The 1,488-nt window shown below is 67.3% G+C and carries 1 protein-coding gene; it reads left to right on the top strand.

Annotation, left to right across the window (positions count from 1 at the left end; genetic code table 11):
- The first annotated feature begins 239 nt into the window (after nt 1–239).
- Nucleotides 240–1,460, top strand: coding sequence for an IS110 family transposase (locus ACIRG5_RS48370; RefSeq protein WP_402918507.1), 1,221 nt, complete (start codon nt 240–242; stop codon nt 1,458–1,460).
- Nucleotides 1,461–1,488 lie beyond the last annotated feature (28 nt).

Raw genomic sequence — 1,488 nt, 5'->3', positions numbered from 1 at the left:
GCTCGCCTAATGAGTGCTGAGCCGGTCGTCTGGCAGGCTCGGTTCTGGTAGCGCTGGTGGGTGAGCACTCTGCTCGCCTGGACTGTGAGTCCTTGCCGAAGATCGTGCCCTCGCCGGTGCCGGGAGAACGGGATCGCTGCTGGGATGTCGTGCCCACCGGCTGGTGTGAGCACTGTTCATTAGGTCGCTGATGGTTCTCCCGTTGCTGCTGGTGGGGTGCGGATCGGGAGGATGAGATGCTGCTGTTGGTGGGTGATGACTGGGCTGAGGATCATCACGATGTCGAGGTGATGGACGCCGGTGGGCGCAGGCTGGCGAAGGCCCGGTTGCCCGAGGGTGTGGCGGGGATGGCGCGGTTGCACGCGTTGATCGCTGAGCATTCGGGTGATGCCGATGTCGAGGACGTCCGGGTGCGGGTCGGGATCGAGACCGACCGGGGTCCGTGGGTGGCCGCGCTGGTCGCCGCTGGGTATGCGGTGTTCGCGGTGAATCCGTTGTCGGTGGCGCGGTTCCGGGACCGGCATCAGGTGTCGGGCGCGAAGAGTGATGCGGGGGACGCGCATGTGCTGGCGGACATGGTCCGCACCGACGCGCACCAGTTGCGTCCGATCGCGGGCGATTCGGCCGAGGTCGAGGGCATCAAGGTCGTGGCGCGGGTGCACAAGACGTTGATCTGGGATCGGACCCGTCACACGCTGCGGTTGCGGCATTCGTTGCGTGAGTACTTCCCGGCGGCGCTCGTGGCGTTCACTGATCTGGACGCGCCGGACACGCTGGAGTTGTTGGGCAGGGCGGCCGATCCGGACACCGCGAAAAGGTTGTCGTTCAACCAGATTCGCGGTTCGTTGGTGCGGGCCCGGCGTCGGGACGTCGAGACCAAGGCCGCCGAGATCCAGGCCGCGTTGCGCGCCGAACAACTCGGACAGCCGCCGGTGGTGACGGCCGCCTACGCGGCGGCAACCCGCGCCACGATCGCGGTCCTGGCCACACTGGCCGAGCAGATCATCGGCCTGCAGGGCGAGGTCGAGGCCCATTTTGGCCGGCACCCGGACGCTGAGATCATCCTGTCCCAGCCCGGGATGGGACGCGTTCTCGGCGCTCGGGTGCTTGCCGAGTTCGGAGACGACTCCACTCGCTACGCCAGCGCCAAGGCACGCAAGAACTACGCCGGCACCAGCCCGATCACCATCGCCTCCGGCAAGAAACGCACCATCGCGGCCCGGCACGTCCACAACGACCGGCTGCTCGACGCCCTGATCGCCCAGGCCTTCGTCGCCATGCGGGTCAGCCCCGGCGCCCACGCTTACTACCAGCAGCAACGCGCCCGCGGCAGCAGCCACAACGCCGCGCTACGCCAACTCGCCAACCGCCTCGTCGGCATCCTGCACGGCTGTCTCAAAACCCGCACCATCTACGACGAAACCACCGCCTGGCAACACCACACCACCGCTGCCGCTTGACAGCACTACCAACTGGGATGTCTTCGGC

It is taken from the genome of Lentzea sp. NPDC102401, assembly GCF_044765805.1.
GTDB lineage: Bacteria > Actinomycetota > Actinomycetes > Mycobacteriales > Pseudonocardiaceae > Lentzea > Lentzea sokolovensis.
This window is presented reverse-complemented; position numbering and strand designations above follow the sequence as displayed.